Origin of the sequence: Nocardia sp. NPDC046473 (assembly GCF_040645995.1) — a bacterium.
Lineage (GTDB): Bacteria > Actinomycetota > Actinomycetes > Mycobacteriales > Mycobacteriaceae > Nocardia.
The window spans coordinates 111,875-136,879 of record NZ_JBEYZJ010000015.1 but is presented as its reverse complement, the minus strand read 5'-3'; the positions used below and the strand labels follow the sequence as shown (position 1 = coordinate 136,879).

General features: G+C 65.5%; 23 protein-coding genes. 14 read left to right on the top strand and 9 right to left on the bottom strand.

Translation table 11 applies throughout. From position 1 onward, the window contains the following. Positions 1–85: 85 nt before the first annotated feature. A complete protein-coding gene (locus ABZ942_RS42015) occupies positions 86–637 on the bottom strand; it encodes a helix-turn-helix domain-containing protein (RefSeq protein WP_357391860.1) in 552 nt (183 codons plus the stop codon). Between the two features lie 61 nt (positions 638–698). Between ABZ942_RS42015 and ABZ942_RS42010 the strand changes: the two genes are divergently transcribed. Together ABZ942_RS42010 and ABZ942_RS42005 are read left to right on the top strand one after the other, a co-directional pair. After that, positions 699–1,529: an alpha/beta hydrolase gene (locus ABZ942_RS42010; protein WP_357391859.1), complete on the top strand. Its 831-nt coding sequence runs from the start codon at positions 699–701 to the stop codon at positions 1,527–1,529. A gap of 29 nt (positions 1,530–1,558) precedes the next feature. After that, positions 1,559–1,876 carry a serine protease gene (locus tag ABZ942_RS42005; RefSeq protein ID WP_357391858.1) on the top strand — a complete coding sequence of 106 codons (318 nt, stop codon included), beginning with the start codon at positions 1,559–1,561 and terminating at the stop codon, positions 1,874–1,876. A gap of 335 nt (positions 1,877–2,211) precedes the next feature. Here the strand turns inward: ABZ942_RS42005 and ABZ942_RS42000 are convergent, their stop codons facing one another. After that, on the bottom strand, positions 2,212–2,712 hold the full coding sequence (locus ABZ942_RS42000; protein WP_357391958.1) for a hypothetical protein: 501 nt from the start codon (positions 2,710–2,712) through the stop codon (positions 2,212–2,214). 317 nt (positions 2,713–3,029) lie between these two features. Here ABZ942_RS42000 and ABZ942_RS41995 point away from each other — a divergent pair, with 317 nt between their 5' ends. Together ABZ942_RS41995 and ABZ942_RS41990 are read left to right on the top strand one after the other, a co-directional pair. Further along, positions 3,030–3,461, top strand: coding sequence for an SRPBCC family protein (locus ABZ942_RS41995; protein ID WP_357391857.1), 432 nt, complete (start codon positions 3,030–3,032; stop codon positions 3,459–3,461). A gap of 360 nt (positions 3,462–3,821) precedes the next feature. Continuing rightward, positions 3,822–4,667, top strand: a complete 846-nt coding sequence (locus ABZ942_RS41990) for a class I SAM-dependent methyltransferase (RefSeq protein ID WP_357391856.1) — start codon at positions 3,822–3,824, stop codon at positions 4,665–4,667. A 196-nt stretch (positions 4,668–4,863) separates the two neighbouring features. Here the strand turns inward: ABZ942_RS41990 and ABZ942_RS41985 are convergent, their stop codons facing one another. Next, a complete protein-coding gene (locus ABZ942_RS41985) occupies positions 4,864–5,481 on the bottom strand; it encodes a TetR family transcriptional regulator C-terminal domain-containing protein (protein WP_357391855.1) in 618 nt (205 codons plus the stop codon). Between the two features lie 200 nt (positions 5,482–5,681). Between ABZ942_RS41985 and ABZ942_RS41980 the strand changes: the two genes are divergently transcribed. Both ABZ942_RS41980 and ABZ942_RS41975 read left to right on the top strand, forming a co-directional pair. Continuing rightward, complete coding sequence (locus ABZ942_RS41980) at positions 5,682–6,548, top strand: alpha/beta fold hydrolase (protein ID WP_357391854.1); 867 nt, start codon at positions 5,682–5,684, stop codon at positions 6,546–6,548. Positions 6,549–6,892: 344 nt separating this feature from the next. Then, positions 6,893–7,591 (top strand): Pr6Pr family membrane protein, encoded by a 699-nt coding sequence (locus ABZ942_RS41975; protein ID WP_357391853.1) that lies wholly within the window; start codon positions 6,893–6,895, stop codon positions 7,589–7,591. Positions 7,592–7,765: 174 nt separating this feature from the next. Here ABZ942_RS41975 and ABZ942_RS41970 read toward each other — a convergent pair whose 3' ends face one another. Next, positions 7,766–8,401: a MarR family winged helix-turn-helix transcriptional regulator gene (locus tag ABZ942_RS41970; RefSeq protein WP_357391852.1), complete on the bottom strand. Its 636-nt coding sequence runs from the start codon at positions 8,399–8,401 to the stop codon at positions 7,766–7,768. On the opposite strand from ABZ942_RS41970, the gene ABZ942_RS41965 reads away from it, so the two are divergent. After that, positions 8,369–9,868 carry an FAD-binding oxidoreductase gene (locus ABZ942_RS41965; protein WP_357391851.1) on the top strand — a complete coding sequence of 500 codons (1,500 nt, stop codon included), beginning with the start codon at positions 8,369–8,371 and terminating at the stop codon, positions 9,866–9,868. The two genes, ABZ942_RS41970 and ABZ942_RS41965, sit on opposite strands and share 33 nt — an antisense overlap. Positions 9,869–10,074: 206 nt before the next feature. Here ABZ942_RS41965 and phoA read toward each other — a convergent pair whose 3' ends face one another. The 3 genes from phoA to ABZ942_RS41950 are packed head-to-tail and all read right to left on the bottom strand — an operon-like array spanning position 10,075 to position 13,753. Then, positions 10,075–11,541, bottom strand: a complete 1,467-nt coding sequence (gene phoA, locus ABZ942_RS41960; protein ID WP_357391850.1) for an alkaline phosphatase — start codon at positions 11,539–11,541, stop codon at positions 10,075–10,077. 34 nt (positions 11,542–11,575) lie between these two features. Beyond that, a complete protein-coding gene (rfbA, locus tag ABZ942_RS41955; RefSeq protein WP_357391849.1) occupies positions 11,576–12,439 on the bottom strand; it encodes a glucose-1-phosphate thymidylyltransferase RfbA in 864 nt (287 codons plus the stop codon). 39 nt (positions 12,440–12,478) lie between these two features. Next, complete coding sequence (locus tag ABZ942_RS41950) at positions 12,479–13,753, bottom strand: DegT/DnrJ/EryC1/StrS family aminotransferase (RefSeq protein ID WP_357391848.1); 1,275 nt, start codon at positions 13,751–13,753, stop codon at positions 12,479–12,481. A gap of 232 nt (positions 13,754–13,985) precedes the next feature. Here ABZ942_RS41950 and ABZ942_RS41945 point away from each other — a divergent pair, with 232 nt between their 5' ends. From ABZ942_RS41945 to ABZ942_RS41935, 3 genes are read left to right on the top strand one after another with little or no spacing between them, the layout of a single operon-like run. Further along, positions 13,986–15,032: a scyllo-inosamine-4-phosphate amidinotransferase gene (locus tag ABZ942_RS41945; protein WP_357391847.1), complete on the top strand. Its 1,047-nt coding sequence runs from the start codon at positions 13,986–13,988 to the stop codon at positions 15,030–15,032. Next, positions 14,992–15,927, top strand: coding sequence for a glycosyltransferase (locus ABZ942_RS41940; RefSeq protein ID WP_357391846.1), 936 nt, complete (start codon positions 14,992–14,994; stop codon positions 15,925–15,927). The genes ABZ942_RS41945 and ABZ942_RS41940 overlap by 41 nt, the downstream gene beginning before the upstream one ends. Positions 15,928–15,982: 55 nt before the next feature. Further along, positions 15,983–16,582 carry a hypothetical protein gene (locus ABZ942_RS41935; RefSeq protein WP_357391845.1) on the top strand — a complete coding sequence of 200 codons (600 nt, stop codon included), beginning with the start codon at positions 15,983–15,985 and terminating at the stop codon, positions 16,580–16,582. 73 nt (positions 16,583–16,655) lie between these two features. On the opposite strand, the gene ABZ942_RS41930 is transcribed toward ABZ942_RS41935, so the two are convergent. Further along, positions 16,656–17,588, bottom strand: coding sequence for an aldo/keto reductase (locus ABZ942_RS41930; protein ID WP_357391844.1), 933 nt, complete (start codon positions 17,586–17,588; stop codon positions 16,656–16,658). Beyond that, complete coding sequence (locus ABZ942_RS41925) at positions 17,581–18,726, bottom strand: DegT/DnrJ/EryC1/StrS family aminotransferase (protein WP_357391843.1); 1,146 nt, start codon at positions 18,724–18,726, stop codon at positions 17,581–17,583. The genes ABZ942_RS41930 and ABZ942_RS41925 overlap by 8 nt, the downstream gene beginning before the upstream one ends. A 208-nt stretch (positions 18,727–18,934) precedes the next feature. Here ABZ942_RS41925 and ABZ942_RS41920 point away from each other — a divergent pair, with 208 nt between their 5' ends. The 4 genes from ABZ942_RS41920 to ABZ942_RS41905 all read left to right on the top strand — a co-directional run bounded on the left by ABZ942_RS41920 (position 18,935) and on the right by ABZ942_RS41905 (position 25,005). Continuing rightward, entirely contained in the window at positions 18,935–20,086 is a 1,152-nt protein-coding gene (locus ABZ942_RS41920; protein WP_357391842.1) for a hypothetical protein, read from the top strand. A 435-nt stretch (positions 20,087–20,521) separates the two neighbouring features. Further along, complete coding sequence (locus ABZ942_RS41915; protein ID WP_357391841.1) at positions 20,522–21,502, top strand: ParB N-terminal domain-containing protein; 981 nt, start codon at positions 20,522–20,524, stop codon at positions 21,500–21,502. Positions 21,503–21,529: 27 nt separating this feature from the next. Further along, positions 21,530–23,263 (top strand): ABC transporter ATP-binding protein, encoded by a 1,734-nt coding sequence (locus tag ABZ942_RS41910; protein ID WP_357391840.1) that lies wholly within the window; start codon positions 21,530–21,532, stop codon positions 23,261–23,263. Then, positions 23,260–25,005, top strand: a complete 1,746-nt coding sequence (locus ABZ942_RS41905; RefSeq protein WP_357391839.1) for an ABC transporter ATP-binding protein — start codon at positions 23,260–23,262, stop codon at positions 25,003–25,005. The genes ABZ942_RS41910 and ABZ942_RS41905 overlap by 4 nt, the downstream gene beginning before the upstream one ends.

Below are 25,005 nucleotides of genomic sequence, written 5' to 3'. Positions count from 1 at the left end.
ATTAGCCAAATTTGGTTAGATGCGAGACGGGTGCCGCCGCGGCCCGTGCGCGGGCGTGTAGCTGCGCATCAGGCGGCGACCGGCGTCAGCCCTGCCGGGGCGGCGAAGCCGGTTTCTCACCCGGGAAAAGGATCGGGCTGATCAAGTACGGTCTGCGGCCCGGCCCGGGCTGATTCGCGGTGAGGGGCGTGACGAGGTCGCGGAAGCCGGTGAGCATCGTGTCGAGCTCCTCGGGGCTGAGCCACAGCGTGCCTTGGCGGTAGCCGACCATGTCAGTGACGGGGTCGGCGTCGGGTCGATCGAGGTAGGCGTTGAACTCGGCGATCAGGACGGCCATGGCAGCGGCGAACCCTTGGCGATGATCGCTCGGGGTCATCGCGGCACTCGCCTCGGGGGAAATGGTCGGGCGGTCGGGTCGCAATCGGTAGGAGCGTTCCACCGCCCCGCGCACGCGCCGCTCGTCACCGATCTCGAGCATTCCACCGTCGGTGAGCAGGCCGAGCTGCCGGTAGACACTGGTCCGAGGCACGTCGGGCATGCGGTCGCACAGCTCTCCGGCGGTACGCAATCGGCCGCCGGACAATGCGTGGATGATGCGCAATCGCACCGGATGGAGCAGCAATTCGGTGGGGTCCATACCGGTACTATCCCATATTTGGTATTGTTCCCAAAGTTGGGATACGAGGAAGGCGGCCGCGATGCGGGATGTTCCCGGGCGTCGAATGATGCTGAACAGCAATGAGATCTACGTCGAAGAGTCCGGTACCGGGAATACCTGGGTGGTGTTCGAATCCGGTGCGGGCGCCGGGCGTACCCACTGGGATCGGGTGGTGCCGCTACTGGCGGGCGTCGTGCATACCGTCGCCTACGACCGGGCCGGTCGTGGCCGCAGCGGCCATCCCGCGCAACCGCAGACCATCGACGACATGGCGGCCACCCTGGTGGCATTGGTTCAGGCGCTCGCGCCGGAGCGGTTGATTCTGGTGGGCCACAGCATGGGTGGGCTGATCGTTCGTCGCGCCGCCGAAACTCTGTCACCGGCAGGGCTCCTGCTCATCGATCCGACACCGGAATCCGCTCCGAACTATGACAATTGGGCGCCGACCGTCAAGAAGACCGACCGCATCCTCGCTGTGCAGCAGGTCCTGAGCCACGTCCCACCGCTGATGCGGATACTGACAGGCTCCTACGGGCGCAAATTCCCCGTCGACACCTACGCGACCATGCTGGCCGAGGACTTCACCCCCGCCGGGCTCGCGACCACCCGGCACGAGATAGCGGCCGTCGCGGTGGCGATCGACGAATTCCGCCGCCGCCCACCGGAACCGCCGAAATCCGGCGTCATCGTCATCTCGGCAATCCGCGCCGCCGGCCACCAGGCTCGCAATCTCGGACTCATGCGTGAATACCAGCGCCGATACGCTGACCAGGTCGGCGCGCAATACGAAGATGCCGATTCCGAGCATGTCATCCCCGCCGAGCGACCCGAGCAAATCGCCGCCGCGGTTCGACGACTGGTGACCGCTTAGAACCAATCACCGCATAGACCGTCACCTCGATGTGGGCATGGGGGGTGACGAGAAGCGGCGGCGCCCCTGCGACGGCACTGCAATTCGTTTCCATACCCGTCGTCTACCGAACCACCTGCAATACACGCTACGAACAGGACCAGATCACCCCCAACATGGTGTGCGCGGGCGAAGAGGCAGGCGGCAAATACTCCTGCGATGGGGACGGCGGCGGTCCGCTCGTCGACTCCAGATCAACCCTCGTCGGGATCACCTCCTGGGGTCACGTCTGCGCTCAATCGGTCCATCCCGGCGTGTATACCCGTGTCGGTAACTACATCTCCTGGATCAACCAGCACCGGTCCTGAATCCAGACAACAGCAGCGATCTCACGCATCGCGCCCATCCTCGCGGGTGCTGGTCGGGGTCGAACGCCCAATCCGAGGACGCTTCACAGGTATTCGCCTATGCGCCTCGTTGGCGAGAACACTCCGCCCGGCCACCCGGCGGCGTGAGATCGGTGCGTCCTGCACGCTCTGCCCGGCCTGAGAACCAACCGACCGAACACACTCACCTCGGCATAGCGCGCGTTGGAAAGCCCCTGTGGGTAAACCCGTTTGGACGGCTGACAAACGCGCACGCTGACGGATGGCGGCCATGCCTAGATGAGTGATCCCAGAGGTGTGGATCTCCAGCCAGCTGGTCAGCACAGCGGCCGTCGAGGCAGTTTGTCGGTCCATTCGCGTTGCTCGGGGGTGTCGGGAACGGTGAGTCCACGAGCTTGTGCGAGTTGGTTCCATGCTGTGTCGGGGTCGGTGCCGTTGATGACGAGGAGCGCGGCGGCCAGCAGCGATGCGCGGCCTATGCCGAAGCGACAGTGGGTGAGAACGTGTGCGCCGTCGTTCAGTTCCGTCGCGAGATGCTGGAGAGTCGGCAGCACGCTGGCCCGGTCGGGCACGCCGCGGTCGACGATCGGGATGGAAACGAACCGCAGGCCCGCCTCGCGTGCTGTGCGTTCTTCGGCGTCGAGGTCACACTCGTAGAGTTCGGCAGCGGTGAGCGCGCAGACCAAGTGGTCGACGCCGAACCCTTTCAGAGCAGTCATCTCGTCTTCGAGCCACTCGCCGCCGCGTGGCTTGGCCATGATGCTCAGCTGTCCGGGACCCTGGTGGTCGACGGTATAGATGTTGGGGTGCATGCGCATGTTCACTGCCTCAGGTTGCGGTGGTTGCTTGCCGAAGTCGGCGGCGCGAAGCCAGGCTGCTCATGGGAGATGTTGCCAGGCAATGGTTTGCACGCCTTCCGGATGAGCTTGCACTGAGAAGTGCTGTTGGCCAACTGATTTGGACGACCGGCCGACGCGCGGGTTGCGGCATGGCCTGCTGTCCGTGATGCGGCTGCGGAACACACCAGGCGGGCGCCCGTCCAACGGCTTGAAGGAATTCATTATTGCGGTTCCTGACATCCAGGCTATAGTACAGATGTCTAAGACATACGTATCAGAAACGAAAGGTACCTGCCATGAAGGTCTTTACCGTCACCCGCACAACCACTGCTACCTCGGAGGTCATCTGGGAGTTGTTCGCAGACGTCGCCGGCCGTACTCGCTGGGACGGCGCACTGGAGTCGATCCAGGGCTCATTCGGATTGGGCGGGCGCGGATCGGTAAAGCTGAAGGGGCAGCCCGAGCGCGCGTGGGAGATCATCGAATGTGTTCGCCTGCAGCGCTATACGGATCGATTCTTCCTCCCGATGGGCGGGCGGATGGATTGGGTGCACAGCATCGAGGTCACCGGTAACGGATGTGAGGTCACCTTCGACATCAGCGTGGGCGGCCCGACCGCGATCGTCCTGCGTCCGATCATGCGCGCGATTCTGTCGAGGGAGCTACCTCCGACCGTCGACAAGCTTGTTGCCGTGGCCGAGGGGCAGATGGTGCAACCGGCAAACTAGGGCGGAACCCGTTGGTAAGCAGCCACATTCGGGACTTGGAGCGAACGCCCGGCAATGCGGGATGAGTTCGCACGGTGATGCCGGCGGACGCCCATCCGCTGAATCTCTGCTGGGTCGTGCGCATCTATCAGGACATCACTGCCTGCGGCTGAACAGTTCCGCGGCGGTGTACTCGGCAGCTCGTCCAGGGCGGCTGTGATGCCGGCGTGCGTGGCCGTTTGGAGTATCCCGATGGTGAGCAGATCGTGGCGGTCAGGCGATTGGCTATGGCCGTCAGGGCATTTCGGGCGCATCCTGTGAAGTGCGCAGCGTGGACGAGTGTGGTCGGCATGCTGGGTTCTGGCCGGCGAGGAGGAATGCATGGAAAGCGCGCCGAGCAGGACGGCGATGTTTGCGGCCGTGTCGCGTGGATTGTTTCGCCTGGAGACGGCGTCGCCGTGGGTACTGGACGATGTGTTGGCCCTGGTGCTTGTCGGTCCGGTATGGCAGCAGCTGCGAGATCAGTTCGATCCGCTGTTCCCCGGCCCGGTCCGTCGCGAATCCCGCGCGGCTGTCTGCACCCGCAGCCGGTACGTCGAGGACCGGCTGGCTGCCGGCGCCTTCACGCAGTACGTGATTCTTGGCGCGGGGCTTGACTCGTTCGCGTGGCGGCGGCCGGATCTGCTCGGCTCGCTGACGGTGTTCGAGGTTGATCACCCTGCCTCCCAAGCCTGGAAGCTCGAGCGGGTCAGGGAGCTCGGCCTGCCGCTGAGCGACTCGCAGGTATTCGTGCCGGCTGATTTCGAGGCCGGACCGGTTCAGGATGCTCTGGGCGCGGCCGGGTTCGACTGGGCGCGGCCGGCGATGTTCTGCTGGACGGGTGTCGCCCCCTATCTGACCGCACAGGCGATCGAGTCGGGGTTGCGCACGATCGCGGCGGCTGCTCCCGGGTCGGAGGTGGTGTTCTCCTACCGGGCCGAGGACTGCGCGCTCGACGACGTGGGGACGGAATTCGCCCGTATCTATACGCCGATCGCGGCTTCTGTCGGCGAGCCCCTTCAGCCTGGCTGGCCGGTATCCGAGATCGAGAGGCTGATCAGCCGGTGCGGGCTGAAGGTCATGGACCATCCCACACGTGCAGACCTCCAGCAGCGGTACTTCGCCGGCCGTACCGATGGCCTGCGGCCCTATACCTTCGAAACCCTCGTGGCCGCACGGGTCACCTGAGCGAGCGCAGGCTACGTCCGGCAACTTCACTCCCTCTGCGAGGGCCAGGCGGTGACGGTGGGGCGGAGGAGTGCGGCAACCTCCGCCCGAGACCGGCCTGCTGGATGTCGCGGCGGGCGGCGGCTACTGGAGCAATGAGAACCGCGTCCTTACGGTAACTCAGTAAGAGGCTGCTGCTCACGTTGGCAGTCCCACCTCACTGGCTGGGACGTTGCGATGTGCCGTCGAAGAGTCTGTCGAGGTAGTAATCGATAGCGGCCGATGCGGCGTCGGGATCGATGACGTCGAGGTCGAGAAGTGGGGTGAAGCCGGTCAGCGCAAGCAGGAGGTTTGTCTCTATGACCGGATCGCGATCCGGCGGGATGTGACCTTCGGTGATTGCTTGCCTGATCAGGCGTTCGGTTAAGGCTCTGCCGTTCTGGAGTCCGAGGCGGGCCCGTTCGTGCAGCGCTGGGTCGTGCAGTGCCTCGAGTGTGTAGGCGGCACTCATCCGGCTGGTGGCGCGGGCGTCCGCGTGCAGGGGGAGCATCTCCATGAGGGTCACGCGCAGTGCGTCTCGGGGGTGCACAGGTGAGCCGAGGCGGCCGAGGCTTTGGGTGATGCGCTGCGAGGTTTGTTCGGAAGCGAACTCCATCGCGAATTCGAGCATCGCTGTCCGAGAGGCGAAATAGTGCTGGACCTGCCCGAGGGAGACGTCCGCCTCGCTGGCGATCTCGCGCATCGTCACTCGGGTCCAGCCTTGTTGTTCCACTACTCGCCACAGTGCGCGTGCGATGGTTTCGCGGCGTTCTCGGTGGTCGACTTGTTTCGGCACGCGAACCCTTTCCGTTATTCCATACACCTGACATAATACAGTTGACTTGGAAAGGAAGTGGTGAGAATGACCAACCGGCCAAGGAACGTCGAAGCACTCACTGAGGACCGCCACCGGTCGAGCCGGGCGGAGGTTTGCGCTGTGCCGCATGCCCTGCCCCTCGTGAGCGAGTGCAGCGGTTTCGAGTCGGGCGGTGCCCGATGACCGCATTCGCCGCCCCTGAGCTGGAGACAGCGTATTTCGCGGCCTACGACGCGGTGATGTCATATTGGCCGGTACAGGCCGAGACGGTAGATCTTCCGGGGCGGTACGGAACGACACGAGTCACGTCCGCAGGTCCGACCGCGGCGCCGTCGCTGGTCCTACTCCACGGATACGGCGGGACCTCCGGAATGTGGTATCCGGTAGTCGGCTCGCTGGCCGAGGAGCATCACGTGCGGGCCGTGGACACCATGGGCGAGCCGGGCCGCAGTCGACACACCGGCGCTGCCTTGACCAGCATGGACGATCTCGTGGACTGGCTGGCGGAAACTTTCGATCTGCTCGGGCTACCCGCCGCCGACCTGTGCGGGCAGTCGCTGGGCGGGCACCTCGCGCTCCGGTTCGCGCTCGCCCATCCCGAACGAGTGCGGCGGCTGGTTCTGCTCGATCCGCCGCTGGCCTTCGCCGGGCTCAGTCCCGAGTTCGAGGAATTGGGCCGAAACCGCGACCCGCACCCGACTTTCGAGAGTGCCCGCGCGATGCTGGCACCGGGCGCACCCGGCAGCGGGCCTGCGCATGTGGAGGCATACCTCGACCTGCTCGTTCACGGAGCCGCACACTTCCCGGCCTCGCCGATCGTTCATCCCCACCTGCCGGACGGGCTGACGCGTCTGCCGGTCCCGACCCTCGTCGCCCTGGCTGGGGCGAGCCAGGTGCACGATTCGGAAGTGGCTGCGGAGGTCGCGCGGCGTGCCGGGGCGCACACGGTGATTCTCCCCGGTGCGGGGCACGGCCTCCTGGCCGACGTCGAACCTGTCCACAGCCTCGTCGTCGAACACCTCCGGCGAAAGGACTCGCCGACCTGATACCGCTACAGCGAACCCCGAACAAGGACTGATGGACACCGCGGCAGTGCACCCCCGCGTGGGGCGGGCGTTCTGCGCGGCGAGCTCGACTGCAGCGGTCGTCGACGGTCACCGACTCCTTTCCGGGCCAGGTGGTGGTCTATAGCGACGACCAGGACCCGTGGCTCGGTCCACAGCTCGGTGAGGCGCAGGCGGTCGACAGGGAAGGGCAGCGGGGCGCGGGCGACCATCGCGGCGTAAGCGGATGTTCAGCGAGCCGCAAATTTGGCGATGGAGCTCACGCAGCCCGCACCGTTACTGGGCGTTGTCTGGAATGCCTGCGTTGAACCGATAGGGTTCGGCCCATGGATTTGAAATGGGCGCGTGTCTGGTTCGCGGTGACTGCCGTGTGCGTCATCCTCGGTGTGATCATCCAACTGGTGCTGTCCTGGCAGAACCACATGCCCGAGGTCGCCGCGACCGGCGAGCTGTTCCCGAGATTCGGTGACAGCCCACTCACGCGCGCCTTGAATGTCTTCGTGTTCTTCACTGTTCAGTCGAACCTGATCGTGGGCGCTACTAGTTTGCTGCTCGCGATCAACCCGAACAGGTCCTCGACCGTGTTCTCGGTGTTCCGGCTGATCGGCCTGGTCGGGATCTCGGTTACCGGCGTCGTCTATCACGTCGCGCTCGGTGGCCTGCTCCGATTGGATACCTGGGCGTTGGCGGCAGACCAGTTGGTGCACACAGTGGTACCGGTGATGGCGGTCGTGGGCTGGCTGGCGTTCGGGCCACGCGGGCTCACCTCACCGCGGATTGTGAAGCTCACGATCCTGTTCCCGCTCGCCTACATGATCTTCACTGCCATCCGCGGCCCGCTCGTTGGCGACTGGTACCCCTACCCGTTCGCGAACGTCCACGTGCTGGGTTATATGCGGGTCCTGATCAATGCCATCTGGATCACGCTGCTGTTCACCGCCCTCGCCGCCGGGGCGGCCTGGATCGACAAACACCTGCCTGGCAAGCGCGTAACCGATACCGCACTCGCACAGACGAACCCATAGCTCGCACGATACTGGGTGAATTCGTCACCCGCTCCGAGGGACACGTACGACCAGGTGTCGGCCGCCATCGTGGTGCGTGCCTTGTCCTCCAGTTCGGCGTAATCCGCGAAGTTCGGCATGTCGTTCCTTTCTCGGTCGGTCGAGACAGGGCCGGGGGAGGATCGTCGTGGGTAGCTAGTCGGACAGGACCGGCTCGAGCATGCGAAGCAAGGCCGGCGAGGTCGCCAAGGAATTGAGCGCAGGTCGCAGGCTCGTGGCCAAGGCAGCGCGATCGTGAGCGCTCAGGTGCTGCAGGAAGTAGCGACGCACCCGGTCGATATGCCCAGGAGTGACGGCGAGCAGCAATTCGCGGCCGGTCTCGGCGAGCACGACCTCGACACCTCGTTTGTCGGTCGCCGCGCGCTGCCGGTCCACCAGGCCGCGTGCCTGCATGCGCTTGATCTGCTGGGACAGTCTGCTCTGGGACAGCAAGGCCGCCTCGGCCAGATCGTTCATCCGCACGCGGGAATCCGGTGCCGCCTCCAACGCGACCAAAATTCCGTATTCGTCCAGGGTCAGTCCGTGCCCACGTTTAAGGTCGGTATCGAGACGGTCAAGCAGTAATCGGCTGGTGAACACCAATGACCACCACGCCATCATCTCATCAGCTTCCCACCTGGCGGTTTGTTCAGTGTCTGCCGACTCGCCGTGCGCGACCATGATCACATCTCCTCTCAGCAATTTTTCAGCTACTGTAGATATTACATTAAATTTCATGTAAATCCACAGGAGGTAGCTATGACCGACATCGCAAAGCTGCACCCTCGGCACCAGCCCGCCACGTCGCGGAGTTTTCAGGATTTGCTGCACGATCGACTGCCCTCGACCCCCATGTCGTTCCCGCAGGACGCGAGCTTCGACGAGGCCACCGCGAGCTGGAACTACCTGGCAGCCGCCCAGCCGGTCGGCGTGGTGGCCCCACGCGCGACCGCGGAAGTGCAAGAAATCGTCCGCTGCGCGCGCGAGGCCGGAGTCACGCAATTGGCCATCCGCTCGGGCGGGCATTCCTTCGAAGGCGCCAGCCTCGGCGGCCGAGACGGCGCCGCGGTGGTGATCGACATGGTCGAGATGAACGACATCACCATCGACCGCGACGCGCAGACCGCGACCGTCGGCGGCGGCACCCTCACCGGCAACCTGATGGTGGCCGCCTTCGAACAAGGCGGACTTATGCTGCCCACCGGCGAATGCATCGCCGTCGGCATGGGCGGTCAAATCCAGTGCGGCGGCTACGGCCACTACTCACGCACCTACGGCATTCTCACCGATCGTCTACTCCGCGCCGAGATGGTGCTGGCCGACGGATCCGCGGTCATCGTCGACGAGCACACCAACTCCGATTTGTTCTGGGCGATCCGGGGCAGCGGCACCGGCTCCTTCGGCGTAATCACCAGCCTCACCGTCCGATTGAACAAGGCCCCAGCCGCACCCGCGAACTTCTTCATCAAATATCCGATGACCGACACCGAGTCGTTCGCGTCGACGTTCAAGGCGATGCAGGAGTACTCGCTCAACGCACCGCCTGCGTTCAATCCGATGATCGTCATCTGGCGCGGGAACCTGGAAATCCTCGGCTCCCTGGCCACCGAAACCGCGGCCGAACGCGACGCACTCGTCGCGGACATGCGCGAAAAGCTCCCGCCCACCGACCAATTCGACATCCAACCGGCCGACTACGTGGAAACCATGCGGATCCAAGGCCTCGAGGACACCTCCGCGCCGTACTATCCCGACCTCAGCGATGTGCGGCGCGAACGCCGAGAGCACCTGCGCTACATGAAGATCAAGGCCGGATTCGTGCCCGAACCGTTCACTGACGAATTCATCGAAACCCTAGCCGAATTCGCCATCACCCAACCCACGCAAGGACTACGGATTCAGATACTGGGCCTGGACCCGAACTCCGGACTTCCGGCCGAAGCCACCGCTATCAAGAACCGCGACTGCCCGTGGCTGATGGGGATGTCGTGCTGGATACCACTCAGCGATGCCGGTGACATCGCCACGATGGAAACCACCGGCAAGAACCACGAACAGTGGCTCAACCAGGCCTATGAAATCTTCTACCCCTACACCACCGGCGGCTACATAGGCGACGACGACTACGCCGAAGGCGAGCAAGGTCGCGATATGTTCGACAGCTACTACGGCCAACACCTACCCCAGCTGAAAGCCATCAAGCGCAAGTACGACCCCGACAACCTGTTCCACCACAAACTCAGCATCCCGCTCGACTGACCAGCGCTTCCACCGCGAGAAGTAGCTCGAGCCGCAGCCCCGGGCACAGTTCACCGACGCCCGAGCGCCGCGTCCCACTGAATACCCCTGCACCGCGACTGAATTCGAGGGGGTAGACATGCGTATCCTACTTTTCGGTGGGACCGGACTCCGAATGATCGACAGCCGGCAGGAATCGTCATCCGACCCGATGGTCGAGTTCTCGCCTATTTCGTGTTCCGGTCCAGGCCCATTGCGTCGGTCATGGTGAAGAACAGGTCGGTCTGGTCGGTGAGGCCGACTATGTTGGCGGCGTGTGGGCCGTAGGCGGCGACGCGCAGTTGAGTGCCGGTGTGCTCCTGGACGCTGCCTTCCTCGGCGGTGCCGTAGGAGACGGCCATGGCGGCGCCGTCTTTGGTGACGATCTTGCTGGTGAGTGCGGACGATTGGGATTCCAGCGGCACGATCTGGCTCGCGTGTGCGTGGTCGGCGGTCACGATCACCAGGGTCTGACCGTCGCGTTGCGCGAATTCGAGTGCAGCCTGCACCGCGGCGTCGAGGTCGACGGTCTCACCGATCTGGCCGCACGGGTCGGCGGCGTGATCCTGCTTGTCGATGGAACCGCCCTCGACCTGGAGGAAGAAGCCGTCCGGACGATCGTTCAGCAGGTCGATGGCTTTGCGGGTCATGGTCGCCAGATCCGGCAGCGTGGTGGTGTCGCGTTGCGGGTTGTCCCGGCAAGTCTGCGCGGGGCGGTTGATGCCGCCGCGGACGGCCTTGTCGCCGGTCCACCGCACCGGCAGGGCACCGGGCGCGAACAGGCCGAGTACCGGCGCGTCCTGATCGGCCTTCGTCACCGCATCGAGCCCGGCGCGGTCCGAAACTACCTGGTACCCACGGTGTTTCGCTTGTTCCGTCAGAGTGACGCCGTGATACTGGCCGGCCATCGCCTGCTGACCGAAGGTCTCGGCGCCGCCACCGAGGGTAAGGTCGGCACGAGCGAGCAGCAACTGCTCACCGATCGAGCCGAGACCGCCGTGCTCCATCGCGTTCACCGGGCATCCCAGCAAGGTCTCCTTCGGGCCGTAGCATTCGCGGTCGGTGACGTGGGTGGCCAGTGCGGCCGGAGTGGAATCCGGCAGTGCGGCGGTGGTCACGTTGCCGGTGGCCTTGCCGTTGGCCTTGGCGATCTCCAGCAGGTTGGTCTGCGGGGCGCCCTCGAGGTCGACGCCGATGGCGCCGTTGTAGGTCTTGGTTCCGGTGGCCCAGGCCGTGGCGCTGGCCGCGGAATCGGTGACGTAGTCCGGCTTTCCGGTGTTCTTGTCCAGCGAATAGTGGGTGTAGGAGCCGGTGAGCGGCAGCGCGTCGATGCCCTTGAAGTAGCCGCCCGCACCCTCGGCGACGTTGCGCGCCACCGTGATTTCGGAGTCGCCCATGCCGTCACCGATCAGCAGGATGACGTTCTTGGCCGGTCCGGTATCGATAGACGCGCGCAGCGCATCGCCGCGATCGCCGACGGTTCGCCGCGCGCCACCGGGATCGCTCAATTGTCCCTGTGCGGCGGGGGCGGGCAACGGACCGGTAGCCGGCCGGCCGGGATCCGACCCGCACGCGGCAAGCAACCCGGCGAGAACGGCAGCGCCGGATAGGGCACCCCACCGGATCCGAGTGGGTCTGGGCGCGACGAATGGCATGCGAAATCAATTCCTTCCGATCTGACTGCTGCTGCTACCCGTCGACCAGCTGGCTCAGATATCGGCCGTATCCGGACTTCTCGAATCGTTTGGCGCTGCTGAGCAGATCCTCGTCGGACAGCAGACCCGCCCGCCATGCCGCCTCCTCGGGGCAGCCGACCTTGATGCCCTGGCGGGTCTCGATGGTGCGGACGAATTCGCTTGCCTGCATCAAAGATTCGCAGGTTCCGGTGTCGAGCCACGCGGTGCCGCGCGGGAGCACGTCGACCTTGAGCCTGCCTTGGCGCAGGTAGGTCTGATTGATGTCGGAGATCTCGTATTCGCCGCGGCGCGAGGGGCGCAGGCGTGCGGCGATGTCGAGCACGTCATTGCTGTAGAAATAGAAGCCGGGTATCGCGTAGGGACTCTTGGGCGTGCTCGGCTTCTCCTGGATCGAGATTCCGTTGCCCTGTTCGTCGAATTCGATGACGCCGTAGGCGCTCGGGTTGGACACGTGGTACGCGAAGACCGCGCCGCCGTCGACGCTGACGTCGGAGGACAGTTGGGTATCCAGGTCGGGTCCGTAGAACAGGTTGTCCCCGAGGATCAAGGCGACGGATTGGTCGCCGATGAACTCCGCCCCGATGACGAAGGCCTGGGCGATGCCATTCGGCACGGACTGGGTGGCGTAGCTGAGTTGGATGCCGAAGTCGCTGCCGTCGCCGAGCAGCCTGCGGAACTGGGCGACGTCGTCCTCGGCGGTGATGACCAGGATCTCGGTGAGACCCGCGGCGATGAGCGTGGCCAGCGGGTAATAGACCATCGGTTTGTCGTACACGGGCAGCAGTTGCTTACTCGCACCGAGCGTAATGGGATGTAATCGGCTGCCCGTACCGCCGGCCAAGATGATTCCACGCACAACAAAACCCTAACTATTCCGGACTGTTCGCCCAACCTGTCATGGCGCGATCTCACCGATATGGGCGGTGACCTTCTCGAAGGCGAGCGCTATCTCTTCCATGGCCTCGATCGGCGCGAGCAGTACCTCGTGACCGAAGGTGACGACGCTTTCGTGAATGTCCTTCGTCACCGGGAGGTCGAACCGTTTCGGATTCACCTGGGCCAGGTACTCCGGATTGGCGGCGAATCTGCGGCGCGTGTCCGGTCGGTGCAGCGGGTTGTCGTTCAACGGCCGATACGCGCTGAGCACCGGGAAACCCAGTTCGGCGGTCAGCGCATCGATCACCGTGGCGACGGGCACGATTTCCAGTATTTCCTTCGGTAGTCTGGTCGCGTACCGGTAATAGGTTCGCTCGGTGGTGCCTTCCGTCGTCACTTGGCCGACACAGCCGAATCGGGCCAGCCGCTGGTCGAGATAAGCGGCCGACTCTCGTCTGCGCATGTTCTGCCCGTCGATGAGATCGAGCTGGTCGAGCAGCACGGCGGCGTGGAATTCTGACAGGCACGCATTGCTGCCCATCATATGTCCGGTTTCCAGCAATTCCATGTCGCCCACATTCAACGGAGCACGGCTGCGCCTGCGGCCGTCGGAGCGCAGGTGGTCGGCCCGATCGGCCACCTCGGGGTCGTTGGTGACGACCGCGCCGCCCTCGCCGGCGGTCAGCAGTTTGGTGCCCTGCATGCTGAACGCCCCGGCGGCGCCGATCGAGCCGACGGCCTGCCCGCGATAGCGTGCCCCGTGCGCGTGCGCGCAGTCCTCGATGAGCGGAAGTCCGTGCCGCCGTGCGATTTCGGTCAACGCGGTGAGATCGGCGATGGACGAGTACGCGTGCACGACGGTGATCGCACGGGTTCGCTCGGTGATCGCCGCCGCCACCGCGTCCGGGTCGACGCAGTAGGTTGCCGGATCGACGTCGACGAGCACCGGAATCGCGTTGATGCCCAGTACCGCCGAGGCCGACGCCACCCAGCTGAGACCGGGCACCACGACCTCGTCGAAGGCGCCGACGCCGCAGGCCTCCAGGGCGATCGATAAACTCGCCGATCCGGTCGAGGTCGGCACACAGAACTCGGTGCCACAGTATTCGGCGAACGCGTCGGCGAACTGTTCCTCATAGGACGGGCGGCCCTGATAAGCGCAGCTGATCGTCCACCGTCCGCTGTGCAGGACGTCCTCCAGGCTTTTCAGCGCGCGCGGTCCGGGCTGCGGCCAGCGGGGCCATTGCCGATCGCTGACCTGAGCGCCGCCGAGAATTGCCAAAGAATGCGCCACGATTCCGCCTCTCCTGCGTTGCGCCGAGTTCCATAACTGCGACGAAACCTATTGAACTAGGTCACGAGTGAATGCGAAAGTTGTTCGGTCGCAGGGCATTGCCGATCGGTGTTCGACTGCTTGCCGTACGCAGTCGAACATCTCGGCCGTTTCCGTTGCGGACATCCGATCCGCGAACGATGGCGCAGCCGGCTGTGCGCGGTATGTAAAGAAATCAGCGAAAGGCACTGATATGGGTCTGGTAAGCGTGTACAACGAATGGGATCCGCTGGAGGAGATCATTGTCGGCACGGCCGTCGGCGCGCAGGTTCCGCGCATCGATCGGAGTGTTTTCTCGGTTGAATATGCCGGTAAGTACGACAGTCCGGACGAGGTTCCGTCCGGTCCGTACCCGGATCGGGTGATTCAGGAGACCGAGGCCGAACTCCAGGTGCTGTGCGACGAGCTGACCAAGCTCGGCGTCACGGTGCGGCGACCGGGCGAGCGGAATCTCGCGGCGGAGATCACGACCCCGGATTGGCAGACCGACGGTTTTCATGAATACTGCCCGCGCGACGGTCTTTTGGCCATCGGCGATCTGGTCATCGAGACCCCGATGGCGCTGCGCGCACGGTTCCTCGAGTCCTTGGCCTACAAGGATCTGCTGCTCGAGTACTTCGCCAGCGGCGCCAGGTGGATTTCGGCGCCGAAACCACGACTGCGGGACGAGATGTTCGAGCCGACCGCGCCGGACGGTCAGCGCCTGCAGAACTTCGAGCCGGTATTCGACGCGGCCAACGTGCTGCGCTTCGGCACCGACGTGCTGTATCTGGTCTCCGACAGCGGCAACGAACTGGGCTGGCAGTGGTTGCAGGCGGTGCTCGGCCAGGAATACACCGTGCATCCGTGCCGGAACCTGTATTCGTCGACCCATGTCGATTCCACGATCGTGCCGCTGCGGCCCGGCCTGGTGCTGGTCAATCCGTCGCGGGTGAACGACGACAATATGCCCGCCTTCCTGCGTTCGTGGGAACGGCTGGAGGCCCCGGAGCTGGTCGATATCGGTTTCACCGGACCGCGCCCGCACTGCTCGGTGTGGATCGGGATGAACCTGCTGATGGTCCGGCCGGATCTGGCGGTCGTCGACCGCAGGCAGAACGATCTGATCCGCCTGCTGGAGAAGAACGGCGTGGACGTGCTGCCGCTGCAGCTCACCCATTCACGGACGCTGAGCGGTGGATTCCATTGCGCGACATTGGATGTCCGGCGGTCGGGGTCGTTGCAGACCTACCAATTCTAGTTCCGGGTTGCCGCGCCAACCCAATCACCTCAACGGGAGGTCACCAGCCGTGATCGGCTATGGAGTTTGTGTCGGGCCGACCGATCTGTTCGATCGAATCTGCCGGCCAGGAATAGAACGTGTCAGCGCACCGGACAGCAAGCTGTTCACGGTGCGTGGCCAGAAATCGATGTTCGCCGCGTACAACGCACTCTTCGACCAGGCGGCTGCGGATGACAACTGCACCGGCCTGGTGCTGCTGCACGACGATGTCGAGCTGAGCAAGAATCCGGTCGATGTGGCCGGCCCGGTATTCGAGGACGACAGTGTCGGCGTGCTCGGCACCCTCGGCGGATCCAACACCATATCGCTGGCCTGGTGGAACGAGAAGTCCGATCGGCGCGGGCGTATCACCGACTACAACAAGGCGCACGACCACGGAAACGGCCGATACGAGGTACATGCGGTCGACGATGTGATTCTGTGTGTTTCCCGCTGGGTGATCGAGAATATTCGTTTTCCGGCCGGGCGGTATGTCGGATTCGAGGGATTGGGCGTCATTCTCGCGACGACCGTGCGCGCCGCCGGGAAGCGGGTGATCGTCGAGGATCTGCAAGATGTCATGCATCACAACGCCGGTCGCGGGTTCAACGGTCTGGGGGATTGGCGGCGCAACGAGCTGCGCTGGCAGCGCGAGTTCTTCCAGCTGAACGCGTGGGAGCGACTGGGCAATCAGCTCGAAGACCTGGCGCTGCCCATCTTGCCCGCGCGGCTCGGCGCCCGCCGATTGGGCCTGCGCCTCGCCGGGCGGCACAACGAGGTGAGTGACGGCGAGTCCGGGGATCCCGCGATCGACGCGATCGTGGACGGCTGGTACCGCAGGTGCCAGGGGCTACGCGGCCGAATGGTCGTGTGAGGGCCGGAAATCGGAAAACGGAGTTCATACACTCGAGTTCTTATGTGGTGAGGAAATGGCGAAATTCGCGAGACTGCACTACGACGTCCATGAGATCCCGATCGCCGATGTGGTGCGCGAGATCGTGAACGTCGAAGATCTGGAAACGCTCGAACCGAGCGAACAGGTGGCCACCAGGGAGACGGATCAGGCCACGGCGTATCACAAACTCTTCTACGACAAATTCGACCGCGTTCAACCGCTGTACCGTAAATTGGCCGCGACCTTGCTCGGCACCGAGGCGGACGACTTCTATATCCAGCAGATTCCGACGTTCCGAGTCCATCTGCGTAATTCCGTCGCGGTCGGCTCGTGGCATCGGGACAGCGATTTCGGGCACGAGCAGAGTGAGACCAACTACTGGGTTCCGCTCACCCGTGCCTTCGGCAACAACACCCTGTGGATCGACAACGAGCCGGCCGGCGCGGAATACGGCGATGTCGTGGTCTTCGACGGCGCGAATTCCTGGCACGGCAACAAGGTCAACGACACGGCCATCAGCCGGGTGAGCATGGACTTCCGGACCATTCCGCGCAAGGCCTACCGGGCGACCGGCAAGCGTTCGGTCTCTCACGGCATGCCTTTTCTGCTCGGTGAATACTGGGGCACGCTCTGAAATCTTTTGCGGCCCAGCTATATAGAGCGAGGCGGTACGGCGGGAACATCCGCCGTACCGCCTCGCTTTCGGGTTATCGGGCCGGCTCCCCGACCCCGGTCTCCAGCCAGTCACGTTCCTGCGTGGTGAGCACGATCGACAAGGCGGCCAGTGAGTCGCGTACCTCGTCCACCTCCCGCGGCCCGATGAGCGGGATCACCGGGAACGGCTGTGCGCGGGTCCACGCCAGCGCCAGGCCGGTCGGTGAGACGCCGCGCCGCTCGGCCAGCAGTCGAACGCGCCGGATCCGTTCGAGATTGCTTTCGCTGTACCAGCTTTCGGTCAGCGGACCATCGCGCAGATCGTCGGGATCGGCCAGCGCGTGACAGCCGCGGCCCTGGCTCGCCCACGGATACAAGGGGATGTCGGCCGTCTCGAGCCAGGCCCGCCAGTCCGGCTCGTTGGCGCCGATCGTCCCCGGGTAGATGGGCCGCACCATGTCGACCAGGCTGTACTGATTGCTGATTCCCTGCGGAGCCGGAAGGCCGTGCCGCGCAGCGTATTGCGCCGCCTCCTGGACCCGCGCCAGCGGCCAGTTGGAGAACCCGTACCCGCCGATCAGCCGGCGCTTGACCAAATCGGCCAGCGCCGTGACGAATTCGCCGACCGGGACCTCGGCATTGTCGCGATGCAGCATGTACAACGCCGCGTCCGCGCGCTGCATGCGCTCGAAACTCTCGCTCAGCTGGGTTTCGATCTGGTCCGGCAGGCACTGCGGCGTGTGCGCGCCCTTGGCAAGCACCCACACCTCGTCGGTGACGCCGCGGGCGCTCGCCCATTCCCCGAAGGCGCGTTCACAGCACCCGGGGCCGTAGGCGAATCCGTAGATCCACGCCGTATCGAAACCGCGCCCGCCGCCCGCCCAGTAGGCGTCGTAGACCGGAAAGGCTCGTTCCACCTGACCGAACGACGAGGTGCCCAGCAGCACCGGCGGTCGGTCGCGCCGGGCGGGGGTCGGCTCAGGCATGGTCGCTCCCGAGTACCTGCTTCACCTGTGCCACAACGTGATCCAGGTGCTCCTCGGTCAAGCCCGGATGGGAGGGGAGGGTGAGCAGTTCCTGCGAGAGCCGCTCGGCCACCGGGCAGGATTCGTCGCGGTGCGCGTGGAACGCGGGCTGGTGATGCAGTGGGTACGGGTAGCGCAGCAGCGACGGAATCTTGCGCGAGCGCAGTTGCGCGGCGAGTTCCGCGGCGCTGCGCCGGCCCGCGCCGGGAACCGCGCGCAGCGCGTACTTCCAGTAGGAGTGCACCGTGCCGGCCGGCTCGATCGGCAACTCGAACTCCTCGACGCCGGCCAGTTTCGCCGACAGGTAGGCCGCATTGTGCCGCCGCCGTTCGACCTGTTCGCCGAGTCGCTGCAACTGACTGTGCCCGACCGCGGCCTGCATGGTGGTGAGCCGGTAGTTGTAGCCCACCTCATGGGCCCAGATCATGCCGGGCGCGTCCGCGACCGGGCCCTCACCGTGGCTGCGTAACCGCTTGATCCGCTCGGCGTGCGCCGCGTCGTTGGTCAGCACCACCCCGCCCTCGCCGCCGGAGGTGATCACCTTCTGCTCGAACAGACTGATGCACGCGAGATCACCGAAACCGCCGACCGGCCGGCCGTCGATCTCGGTGCCGAGCGCCTGGGCCATGTCCTCGATGACCGGGATGCCCGCGGACTCGGCGACCGCGCCGATCTTCGCCATATCCGCCGCACAGCCATTGATGTGGACGACGACGATCGCCTTGGTCCGTTCGGTCAGCAGCGTCTTGACCGAATCCGGGTCCAGGCAGTGCGTATCCGGGGTGACGTCGGCGAACACCGGCCGCGCGCCGAGATAGACGATGGGGCTGGCGGAGCCGATGAAGGTGTGGGCGGGCACGATCACCTCGTCGCCGGGGCCGACGCCCGCGGCTTGCAGTGCGAGATGTACGGCCGCGGTGCCCGAGGAGACGGCCACCGCGTGCGACACACCGTGGAGCGCGGCCATCGCCGACTCCAATTCGTCGACCACGCTGCCGGGCATGCCGACCAGCCGGTTCGACCGGAGCGCGGAAACCGCGGCGTCGATATCGCCGTCGGTGAGCTGTGGCCAGCGGGGCAATTCGATAAATGTCGTCAAGACTCTCATCCTTCGACTTCGTCCGAGATCCGGAACATTCGATGCGGCACACCGGGAAACGTGACATGCGTGGATCGCATTGTTGCCGCTCCGTCAGAATATCCAAGGCGGGCCGATTATCAACTGTGCGGACTTTCGATCCGGAGACAGTCCGAACAGCCGGGAACATGCTTTGACAGACACATTCGAGCGGACCTACGCTGCGGTTATGGTGGCTGGCAGCGATAATGCAATCGACCGATCCGGCGAACTCGACGACGCGGCGCTCGACGCGTTGGACGAACGATTCCGGCACTTCGTATCCGGCCTGCCGGACGACCGGCCGGTGTGGTTCTGTTTCTTTTCCTCGGGATTACTGCACGTGCTCCGGCACTTCCTGCGTTTTGTGCCGGACGGGCTCAATTGCGCTTTCCTGACCAGCGGCCTGACACCGGAAGAAGAGCGGATATGGACGGAAATGACCACCCTGCCATCCTTCGGTATCGCCGAGCGGGTCGGTAGTCACGAGATCTTCGAACTGCTCTTCCGGAATATGGACCGGCCTTTCGGCATAGTCGACAGCGACTGCTTTGTCATGTGCCCGGAGTTCTTCACCGAATGCATTGCCGGGCTGCGGCCGGGCGTGGCGATAAGCGGTCCGCTCAGCTATGGACCGATTCCGCTCGCGGCGCCGCCGCTCATGGCCATCGACCCGCGGGCCAAGGCCGAGATCGAACGGGCCATCGGTGGCCCGGTGTCGACCGCGGCGTACGCCTTCGTCCCGCCGGGGCCCGAGGGCGAAATCGACGGCGCGGTGGTACGCCTGATCGAGCAGCATCACCGGGTGGCGTTGTCCGAGGTGCTCGGCATGGAGAGTGCGCGGCTGCCGTTTCCGCAGGGCGGTCTGATGGATGTGCTGGACGATGGGCGCGAGGTGCGCAGCCATGAGCGCTATTACCATCGCCGGGCCGGGCACGAGGTGGTCCGGGTGGTGTTCGACGGACTGATGCTCTATCAACTCATGGCGCTGGCCGCCGGGTGGCGCCTCGCGCACTTCCGAACCTTCGCCGGCACAAAGGTTTTCGCGCCTGAGCTGGTGCACGCCGGCGGCATCTCGTATTGGGCGCGGTTGCTTCGTAGCGAGCTGACCGCGGGCCTGCGTGACCTCCCGTGGTCGGCCCACATCGATGCGCTGCTGCTGACCGAGTTCGTCGAGCGCACCGACGCGCCGCGGCCGTATCTCGATCGCGGCCGCGAGCTCGCGGCGCTGCTGCGGCGCAGTGAGCTGGATCTGGGCTCGCTGCGGCGGCAACTATCCGCCAAACTGTCCGGGAGCGGCGTCGATATCGATGACCCGCGCTGGAAGGGTGTGCTCGGCTGAGCGAGTGGGTGTCGCGCGCGGCGGACGGACGTTCGACGTCGGTCCGCGCCGGGCTTTGTACAAACCTTGCGGTCTCTTTAACTTCTCTTGACATATACCTTCCACTTGGTAATGTCTGACATAAGCCAATTGTTAGCGAAGAGGGGAGATGCATTCTTTACGCAGCATTCGAAGCTGAGCACGGTTGGGTATACCGCAATACTGTGAGATGGCTCCACAGGTCTCGCTCATGCTGCGCTCGATTGAATTCCGGATTGATTATCATCAGTGTCCCCGACTCCGTCCGAAGTGGAGCCGGGTGGCTTTGCCGTCCTTTTGAATAAGTCGTGGTATGTCCGCGTCGTGCCCGCGGTCCTCTGTGATCAGACGTACTGTGTTTGGGGAGGGTTTTTCGTGATCAGTGAAGATCTTGGTGTTTCTGCTCATAGTCTATCGGTGGAGAGTGGTCAAGAGCTCGGGAAACCCGTGCTGATTTCGATATCTCGGCTCAGGCCGGCTGATTCGCCCCGGCTGTCCGGCGAGGATCCCGAACATATCCGGATATTGACCGAGGCCGGCTCCGATGCGCCACCGATCCTGGTGCATCGCGAGACCATGCGGGTGATCGACGGAATGCATCGGCTGCGTGCCGCAATGGCGCGCGGCGACGAAGAGATCATTGCCCGGTTCTTCGAGGGCGACGCCGATACGGCTTTCGTGCTCGCGGTCCAGGCCAATATCAATCACGGCCTGCCGTTGTCCTTCGCCGATCGGGCGGCCGCGGCGCGGCGGATCATGATCTCGCACCCCAACTGGTCCGATCGGGCGATCGCCAAGACCGCGGGGATTTCGCCGAAGAGCGTGAGCAAGGTGCGGGCCCGGGTGCTCGGTGAACCCTCCCAGGTGGTCGAACGGGTCGGCGCCGACGGCAGGGAACGCCCGCCCAATTCCTCACCGGAAGGGCGGCTGCGCGCAGCCGAACTGTTGGCGAAGAGCCCGGACGCCTCGCTGCGGGAGATCGCCAAGGCCGCCGCGATCTCGGTGAGCACGGTCAACGACGTCCGCAAACGTCTCGACCGGGGCGAGGACCCGGTCCTGCCGAGTCAGCGCGGTGCGGGCGAACGGACCCGGAGCGCCCCGGCGATGCCGAATCCGTGCCGGGCCAAGCGATTAGAGGCATTGCCCAAGTCCGGGGTGACCATGCTGCATGAATTGAAACGGGATCCCTCGCTGCGTTTCTCCGAGCCGGGCCGGCACCTGCTGCGCACGTTGCACGAGACGTTCGCCAGCGCGACCAAATGGCCGGAACTCATCGGCACCGTGCCCGATCATCAGGCGCACGTCGTGGCCGAGCTGGCCGAACACTTCGCGGATCAGTGGCGCGAATTCGCGGACCGGATCCGGTCCAACGCGTCGTCGGGTGTGCAGGAAGACTAGGGACCGCCGAGACGACAGGTGTTGCCGATGCGCCCGCTGCCCATCGCCGATCCGGGCGACCCGGACATTCGTTCGGCCGGGCACTATCTGGTCTGGCTCACGATCCGTACCCTGGGCCCGCTGCTCGGCGCGGCGCTGTTCGGCATCCTGTGGATGGGCTCGCAGGCCTTGGTGCCCGCCGTCATTCGAGAGGCGATCGACGACGGCCTGGTTGCGGGGGACCTGCGCTGGATCCTGGTGTGGTCGGCGGTGCTGCTCGGGCTCGGCGTGGTCTATGCCAGCTCCGGAACCATCCGGCGGCGGCTGAGCCAATACTGTTCGCTGGCAACGGGATACCGCACGGTTCAGCTAGTGGTCCGGCACGCGAATCTGCTCGGCGCCGGACTGGAGCGGCGCGTCGCGACCGGGGAGATCATCAGCGTCGGGACCATGGATCTGGTGGCCATCGGCAAGGCCTTCGATATCGTCGGCCGGGCCATCGGCGCGGTGGTCTCCGTGGTGCTGGTGGCCGCCGTGTTGCTCCGGCAATCCACCTCGCTCGGACTGCTGGTGATCATCGCGCTGCCGGCCATCGTGGTGGCCATGGGCCTGACGCTGCGCCCGTTGCAGCGCCGCGAGACCGTGTACCGGGACCTGCGCGTCGGACTCGCGTCCAAGCTGACGGATTTCGTCGCCGGACTGCGGGTGCTGCGCGGGATCGGCGGCGAGAACACCTTCGCCCGGTCGTATCGTGAACGCTCCCAACAGGTTCGGGCCGCGGGGATGGAAGTCGCGCACACCGAGGCCTCGGTCCGGGCGGTCGGTGTCCTGCTGCCGGGTCTGCTCGTCGGCGCGGTGACCTGGATCGGCGCGGTGGCCGCGCTGCGCGGGGCGGTCACCGCCGGCGAGCTCGTATCCTTCTACGCCTACGCGGCATTCCTGATCGAACCGCTGTCCACCTTCACCGAGTCCGCCGATCGGTTCGTCCGCGCCCACGTCGCGGCGCGGCGCGCGGTGACCATCTTGGGTATGCGTCCGGAGTTCGCGCGCGCCGAGCTGGGCGTGGACCTGTGCGACGGCGTCCACCCGCTGGTCGACGACTGCTCCGGACTGGTCGTCGGTGCCGGCGAGTATCTCGCGGTGGTCGCCTCGCCGGAGGACGGATCGCGCCTCGCCGATCGGCTCGGCGGTTATACCGACGCACCTGTCACCTACGCCGGGCTACCGCTGGACGCGCTGGGCTCCGATGCGCTGCGGCGCCGAATCCTGGTGGTGGACAACCACGCTCGGCTGTTTCGCGGGACACTGCGCGGCACCCTCGGCGGGCATCGCCGACCCACGGACGAGGTCCTCGCCGCCGCGCTGCGGGTGGCCGCGGCCGAAGACATCGCCGCCATGCTGCCCGCCGGTCTGGATACCGAGATCGCCACGGACGGACGGCAGTTCTCCGGCGGCCAGCGACAACGCCTCATCCTGGCGCGGTCCCTGCTGGCCGAGCCGGAGGTGCTCATTCTGATGGATCCGACCTCCGCGGTCGACGCCTACACCGAGGCGATCATCGCCCGCCGGCTGCGCGCCGCCCGCGCGGGCCGCACCACCGTCGTGGTCGGCTCGAGTTCGATGTTGCTGGCGCAGGCCGATCGCGTGGCCTTCCTGGTGGACGGGCGGGTGATCGCACACGGCCCGCACCGCGAGCTGCTGGCCGGCCGGGCGGACTATCGCGCGGCGATCGAAACCGACGATGTCGCCGCGATCGCCGCGCGGCCGAGCAGCGGCCGATGAGCCGGGTGGCGCTGCCGGTGGCGGATTCCGCCGCGGTGCGCAGGCACGTCCGGGCGCTGGGCCGGCGGCATCGGCGAACCCTCGGCTGGATGCTCGGGCTGCACGGCCTCGCGGCGATTTCCGGCTTGGCCGGGCCGTGGCTCATCGGCGCGCTGATCGATACGGTCGCCGACGGCGCCAGCTTGTCGCGGGTTCATCTCATCGGGTCGGGGCTGCTGATTTCCCTGATATCGCATGCGGCGCTGACGTATTGGGCGGTGCGGTACTCGTGCCGGTTCGGCGAGCGGGTGACCGCCGAACTGCGCGAGGACTTCGCCGACGCCATCGTGGCACTACCGCTGTCCGCCGTCGAGGACGTGGATCCGGGCGACCTGGTCACCCGCGCGTCCCGCGACGTCGACGCGTTGACCAACGCCGCGCGGTTCGCCGTTCCCGAGGCGATCGTCGCGCTGTTGACCGCCGCGTTCACCGCCGTCGCCCTGGTGCTGGTCGGGCCGTTGACCGCGTTACCGTGTCTGGTGGCACTGCCCGTGCTGTGGGGTGGGACGCGCTGGTATCTGCGTCGCTCCCCGTCCGCGTACCGGCGGCGCAGTGCCAGTTACGTCTCGCTGGGCGACAGTCTGGCCGAGACGGTTTCCGGTGCGCGCACGGTCGAGGCACTGCGGTTGCAGCGCTGGCGGCGGCGGGTCCTGGATCGGGATCTGGGTGAGGCCTATGCCGCCGAACGACACGCGCTGTGCATCCGCAGTACCTGGTACCTGCTGGTGGAATTCGGCTACGTGCTGCCGGTGGTCGCCACGATCGCGATCGGTGGCGTGTTGTACCTCAACGACTTGGCCACCCTCGGTCAAGTCACCGCGGCCACCCTGTACGTGCGCCAACTCGTCTTTCCCTTGGACGAGCTGCTGGCCTGGGTGGACGAACTGCAAATCGGCGCGGCGTCGCTGGCCCGGCTGCTGGGTGTGAACGACGTTCCCGCAGACCGGGAATCATCCGGGCGGCGGCCGCGTGGCGCGGCCATCGCGGTTCGCGCTGCCGCCTATGCCTATGTCGGCGAGCGCACTGTGCTGCACGCGGTCGATCTCGCGGTGGCGCCCGGCGAGCGGCTCGCCATTGTCGGCCCGTCCGGGTCCGGGAAATCCACACTCGGCAAATTGCTGGCTGGAATATACATTCCGACTTCGGGTACGGTAGAAATCGGCGGAGTTCGCCTGGCGGAATTGCCGTCCACGGAACTGCGTCGCCGAATAGCGTTGGTAACTCAGGAACATCATGTTTTCCGGGGCACGGTGCGGGAAAATATGACCCTGGTCCGGCCCGACGCGCCGGACCGTGCGGTGTGGCATTCGCTGGCCGTGGTCGGCGCCGACAAATGGGTGGACGATTTACCCGAGGGGCTGAACACCCTGGTGGGTTCGGGCGGGCAGCCGCTGACCGCGGCGCGCACGCAGCAGCTGGCGCTGGCGCGGCTCGTCATGGCCGATCCCGAAATCCTGGTGCTCGACGAGGCGACCGCACTGCTGGATCCGCAGACCGCTCGGCAGGCTGAACGCACCGTGGCCGCGGTGATGCAGAACCGGACGGTCATCACCATCGCGCACCGGCTGCATTCAGTGCGTTCGGCCGATCGGATCGCGGTGGTCGAGGACGGCCGCATCCGCGAAATCGGCAGTCACACCGAGCTATTGGAAGCCAACAACGTGTATGCCGGGCTGTGGCGGGCCTGGCGTGGGGACACTTAG

Coding starts and splice junctions, on each gene's coding strand:
- ABZ942_RS42015 (WP_357391860.1), bottom strand. CDS start 637: ATGGACCCCACCGAATTGCTGCTCCATCCGGTGCGATTGCGCATCATC.
- ABZ942_RS42010 (WP_357391859.1), top strand. CDS start 699: ATGCGGGATGTTCCCGGGCGTCGAATGATGCTGAACAGCAATGAGATC.
- ABZ942_RS42005 (WP_357391858.1), top strand. CDS start 1,559: ATGTGGGCATGGGGGGTGACGAGAAGCGGCGGCGCCCCTGCGACGGCA.
- ABZ942_RS42000 (WP_357391958.1), bottom strand. CDS start 2,712: ATGCGCATGCACCCCAACATCTATACCGTCGACCACCAGGGTCCCGGA.
- ABZ942_RS41995 (WP_357391857.1), top strand. CDS start 3,030: ATGAAGGTCTTTACCGTCACCCGCACAACCACTGCTACCTCGGAGGTC.
- ABZ942_RS41990 (WP_357391856.1), top strand. CDS start 3,822: ATGGAAAGCGCGCCGAGCAGGACGGCGATGTTTGCGGCCGTGTCGCGT.
- ABZ942_RS41980 (WP_357391854.1), top strand. CDS start 5,682: ATGACCGCATTCGCCGCCCCTGAGCTGGAGACAGCGTATTTCGCGGCC.
- ABZ942_RS41975 (WP_357391853.1), top strand. CDS start 6,893: ATGGATTTGAAATGGGCGCGTGTCTGGTTCGCGGTGACTGCCGTGTGC.
- ABZ942_RS41965 (WP_357391851.1), top strand. CDS start 8,369: ATGACCGACATCGCAAAGCTGCACCCTCGGCACCAGCCCGCCACGTCG.
- phoA (WP_357391850.1), bottom strand. CDS start 11,541: ATGCCATTCGTCGCGCCCAGACCCACTCGGATCCGGTGGGGTGCCCTA.
- ABZ942_RS41945 (WP_357391847.1), top strand. CDS start 13,986: ATGGGTCTGGTAAGCGTGTACAACGAATGGGATCCGCTGGAGGAGATC.
- ABZ942_RS41940 (WP_357391846.1), top strand. CDS start 14,992: ATGTCCGGCGGTCGGGGTCGTTGCAGACCTACCAATTCTAGTTCCGGG.
- ABZ942_RS41935 (WP_357391845.1), top strand. CDS start 15,983: ATGGCGAAATTCGCGAGACTGCACTACGACGTCCATGAGATCCCGATC.
- ABZ942_RS41930 (WP_357391844.1), bottom strand. CDS start 17,588: ATGCCTGAGCCGACCCCCGCCCGGCGCGACCGACCGCCGGTGCTGCTG.
- ABZ942_RS41920 (WP_357391842.1), top strand. CDS start 18,935: ATGGTGGCTGGCAGCGATAATGCAATCGACCGATCCGGCGAACTCGAC.
- ABZ942_RS41910 (WP_357391840.1), top strand. CDS start 21,530: ATGCGCCCGCTGCCCATCGCCGATCCGGGCGACCCGGACATTCGTTCG.
- ABZ942_RS41905 (WP_357391839.1), top strand. CDS start 23,260: ATGAGCCGGGTGGCGCTGCCGGTGGCGGATTCCGCCGCGGTGCGCAGG.